We start from the raw sequence: 4,160 nt of genomic DNA, 5'->3' as shown, positions 1-4,160 counted from the left end.
ATTCCTTGCGCAGTCGCGCCAGTTCAATTTCCGTTTCCGTCGGCACCCTCTGGCCTTGCCCAACCTTCGCCAGGTTGCCTGTACGCGACGCCCGCACCCAATTGCCAAGACTGCTCTTTGGCACCGACAAGCGCTTCGCTGCCGCATCCACCGACAGCCCTTCCGCTTCCACCAGCTTCACCGCTTCCGCCCGAAATTCCAGCGTGTAGATCCCTTTCGGTAGTCGTTCCATCCTTGTCCTCCGTTCCTCACATTTTACGAAACGTTGGACTCCACTTTTTTCAGCCTACCTCAAATTGATTGTCGAGCGCGAGCGTTTGGCAAGGCTCGAAGGCGAGATGAATGGTCTTCGGTCAGCCCTGCTTAGCCGTCGGTCGCTGCAGTCCTCGCGTGCCGACACCATTAGAGCCCTGACAGCATGCCTGTCGGCGAGGTTGCTCGGCGCGCCAGGGTACGCGCGATTCGTGCAAGACCACGAGCAACGACCGTTTGAAGTTTCGCGAGGGGGTGAGGCCTACCAAGTTCTGGAAGTGCTCATTGGAGACATTGTGTGCTTGCTTGACTCGGCCACATCCGAAGCAAGCAGTCATCCGGGGTTTCTGGTTCACGACTGCCCACGCGAGGCTGACATGAGTGAGGTTCTTTACCGAGAATTCTTCTTGGCGGCAGCCGAGGCAGCAGAACAACTGGCCACGGATAGCGGTGTCGCGTTTCAGTTTATCGTGACTACAACTTCGTCTCCTCCTGAAGAACTCCGCGGGGCTCCGTACGTTGTGTTGGAATTGGAGCCCGGCTCTGACGAAAATCTGCTATTTAAGCGTGAGCTTGTGCCCGAACTGCCGGGGCTCCAATAGCGTGTGAGGGTAACGGTCTCGGGAATGCAAGAGCTGCGAAAACAAAAAATCTAAGGGGAGATACCGAATGTCTGTGGTCAAGGAAGAGTACTCAGAGCTGGTTCCGAAAGGGAGTAGCCTTGCCGATGTTGTGGTTCTCTCTCAGGCCTGGAAGAAATCCCACACATTCATTCGACGCCACAATTGGTATGCCGATGTACTTGAGCTGGACGCGTCAACGGTCGACCTAGAGGTTCAGCTCCTGAACTGGGGCGCGGATGTCAGCCAGGATGATTTTCGTCCCCATAACCTACTTCTGGTTCCCGCGCCAAAGATAGCCAAGTGGGAATTTCGGCCTACCCCGGTTGTTCAATCGCTGGAGGACTTGCTTGACCTGGACATCGACAGCCTCGGTTCGGAACCCACATTCGATGATTGGGGCCCCAAGCTCAAGGTAGATGAGCAGGGTACAGATACAGCTTCGAGCGACATTGCTCAAAAGCTGCGCCCATTGGCACACCTTTCTATCCGGGACCAGACATTGGCAACGGCCGTGATGATGTGTCTGGCGGATGCGGTCGAGACAGCGCAGGGGGATACGTCGGAGAAAGATATCCAGGCGATACGCGAGCGAGGGGTAGTGAGTTACGGCAACCGCCTTCAGTGCAACTGGGTCAAGAGACTAAACGCGCCGTCGCAAGCCCAGTTTTCGTGGGGCAACAGTCGAACCTACCGACAGTACTTTCAAGACTATCGCGCATTTCTGGCTAGGCCACGTCGCGTCTGTGCGGAACTGCAGTCACAGTTACCCCCAAGACGCGAGCTGTTTGTTGTTTCCCTCGACATCAAGTCTTTTTTTGACAGGGTCGACTCAGCGGCTCTCTTGCGGGAACTATGTCGGATTGAGGCGGAGTACCGACAGGACCTTGGGCTGCCCAATAGGTCGGCTTCGGATGAGGCATTCTGGCAGCGAGCCGAGCGCATCTTTGATTGGCAGTGGCGGACAGAAGACCACGCCCACGCAGAGCTAATTTATGGCAAGGGCGCAGAAAAGCTGGAGTTAGGGTTGCCGCAGGGATTGGTTGCGTCAGGCTTTCTGGCGAATGCGTACTTACTGAGGCTGGACCGCGAACTTCATCAAACAGCAATTCAAGCAACCTGCATTGGTAGCGACATCAAGTTACTGGATTACTGTCGGTATGTGGATGATATGCGCATCGTTGTCGAAGCCCCGAGTGGCACGGCAGGTCCGGGACAAGATGCAATTCTGAGGCACGTGGAATCGTTCATCACCGCCGCGCTCAAGAGCCATCGCGAACGTCTGGGAGCGCAAAAGGTTCTTGAACTGTCGCCTGGCAAGCAAGCCTTGACCCCGTACCGTTCAATTTCTGCTCAAAGCAATATATCAGCGCTTATGGATGTGCTGAATGCAGAGCTCAGCGGCACCTTCGACTTGGAATCTCTGGCTCAGGCGGCAGGAGGACTAGACGGTCTGTTATGGATGTCGGACCAGATTGAGGATGCCGAAGAGCCCAAGCCGTCGCGCCTCGCTCTATCAACCGTCGCTGTGCCGAGCGCAGATGTTCGCGACGACACCGTTAAGCGCTTCGTGGCTACTCGTTTGGCCCAGCTGATGCGCCAACGTTTGGCGATGACCGATGTCCTGGGGCACGCAGATACCGGCAACGCGCTCAGCGACCGTGTGACCAATGGCATGGTCCTGGCTCATGAGTTTGAGTCCACCGCACGAAAACTTATCAAGTGCTGGGCCGACAATCCGTCGCTGGTGCTACTGCTTCGCTGCGGACTGGACCTGTTTCCGCACCCCAAATTGTTGTCGCCGGTTGCTGAGGCGCTAAGCATCAAGCTGTTTTGCTCACAAGATGGCCTCGATGTGGCCCGGGACAGGCAGGTTCGTGTCGCTGAATACGTTCTTGCGGACCTACTGCGCGCGGGTGCCGTTGAAACGGGGTTTCGTCCTGAAGAAGACTACCCGGAGTCTGTCGATATTGCCGGTTACCGGGAAGACTTGGGCGGGTTGGCTCGGCGTGTTCTTCTTGAACGTACTAACTCGCCGTGGTACCTGCTGCAACAGGCTCATTTGTATCTAGCGTCCATCGGTGACGTTTCATTGGCTGCGTCGGCAGATACAGATAGTAGCCTAGGATTGTTGCAACCCTACAAGGCGCTCATTCGAGCGATGATGTTCGAACCCGCCAGTTCCGAAACGCTGAAGACAATGCTTCCCGTGGCGCTCGTTGCGCAGCAGTTGCACCCCCATCCGAGGCGATTTGGCGCTTGGTTGGCGGAATGCCTAAGGGTGACTAAGGACGATGCGATTCAGGCGGAGGTGGTCACGACTGTTTCTCTCCACCGGCCAGACCTTATGATGGCCGCGCTAAAAGGGGGAGGTGCCAGGTCTCCGCGCTGGCGCAAGTACGTGCCACCCTCATTGATTGAGACCAGCCGACGAGCATCGTCACGCCGCTCCGGCGCGGCTCGCCGGAGTGTCCGACCGCTTCAGCACATCATGATGGAAGTGGACAATGTGTTCGGCCAGGAGAACGGGATTCTGATGCTTGGTAAGGCTCTATTGAGCGTGAAAGGCATCGAGGCGCACCTGGGCGCGGGCTTGAGCGCAATGGATATTTCGCTCAAATGCGACGACTGGACGAATGTTCATGCGCTACCCGATGCGAAAGATTTTTTGTCCGTGCAGCCTTTGGCATGGAGTGAAGTGGCAAGCCCTCTGTACCGCCGCCCACCTTGGGTAGACAAGGAACGGGCGTGGCTCTATGGCTTGGGGCGAATTCTCCGCGCGGCATTGACGGGCGAGTTTGATTTCACAAGCCGACGCTACCTGGTAACTGAGGAGGTAGGTCACTACACGGGTCTTCGTAGCAGCTGGTTCAAGCGACGATTCGGAATGCTAAATTCGGGGCGCGGTTTGCTGGACGAGCCTGGGCCTGTATCTCCGTGGTTATCGGGTTTGCTGTCGACGTTGTTGCGCTGGCCGGGGGTCGAGTTTCGTGCAAACCACGCCGCTGCAGTGGGTGCGGCCCGAACTGCAGACGAGCTTCTTGAACTGTTCGAGGAGAGGATTGCCGAGCAACGAGCGCTGTTCGGGGTTCGAAGCAGGACGCCCATGTATGTGGTGCCGACCGACGACCACGCCCCGCTTCAAGACAGGCCCTTGCGCATTGCAATCGTTCAGCCTATGCGCCCCCGCAGGTGAGGTAGGCTGAAAAAAGTGGAGTCCAACGTTTCGTAAAATGTGAGGAACGGAGGACAAGGATGGAACGACTACCGAAAGGGATCTACACGCTG

At 56.9% G+C, this 4,160-nt stretch carries 3 protein-coding genes; 2 read left to right on the top strand and 1 reads right to left on the bottom strand.

Annotated elements, in window-relative coordinates:
• On the bottom strand, positions 1-232 hold a 232-nt coding region (locus BO74_RS20635), incomplete at its 3' end, for a transposase (RefSeq protein WP_496445211.1).
• 397 nt (positions 233-629) lie between these two features.
• Between BO74_RS20635 and BO74_RS20630 the strand changes: the two genes are divergently transcribed.
• Complete coding sequence (locus tag BO74_RS20630; protein ID WP_496445209.1) at positions 630-854, top strand: hypothetical protein; 225 nt, start codon at positions 630-632, stop codon at positions 852-854.
• Positions 855-921: 67 nt separating this feature from the next.
• The gene (locus BO74_RS20625) at positions 922-4,068 is read left to right on the top strand and encodes an RNA-directed DNA polymerase (RefSeq protein WP_496445207.1); all 3,147 of its coding nucleotides are present in this window, start codon (positions 922-924) and stop codon (positions 4,066-4,068) included.
• Positions 4,069-4,160 lie beyond the last annotated feature (92 nt).

The organism is Propionivibrio pelophilus DSM 12018 (genome assembly GCF_059569095.1).
The sequence above is the reverse complement of the archived record's forward strand: the minus strand, read 5'-3'. Positions and strand labels throughout refer to the sequence as shown.